Raw genomic sequence first — 234 nt, 5'->3', positions numbered from 1 at the left:
ACGGAGAGTTCGAACTGGTCGTTCGGCTGCTGCTGGGGGTGGAACGGACGCTGCGCACGGGCCGCATTTGTCAGGGCAGGCTCTTGGAAGAGGCCTTGGACCGTATTCCGGATGTTCCAATTCGCCCCGCCACCGGCAACGAGGTGGCCGCTCCCAGTGGGGGTCCGGAATATGTCCTCGCGGGTACGGACCAGGAGATCGCCCGGGCGCGTGTCGTGCTGCGTGGGGCGCGGG

The 234-nt window shown here is 67.5% G+C and carries 1 protein-coding gene; it reads left to right on the top strand.

The genetic code is table 11. The features are described from left to right. The coding region (locus tag H2O73_RS24350) for a hypothetical protein (RefSeq protein WP_220457790.1) at positions 1–234 on the top strand (234 nt) is incomplete at both ends.

The organism is Vibrio marinisediminis, from assembly GCF_014050145.1.
In the GTDB taxonomy this organism is placed as follows: Bacteria; Pseudomonadota; Gammaproteobacteria; order Enterobacterales; family Vibrionaceae; genus Vibrio; species Vibrio marinisediminis.
The sequence above is the reverse complement of the archived record's forward strand: the minus strand, read 5'-3'. Positions and strand labels throughout refer to the sequence as shown.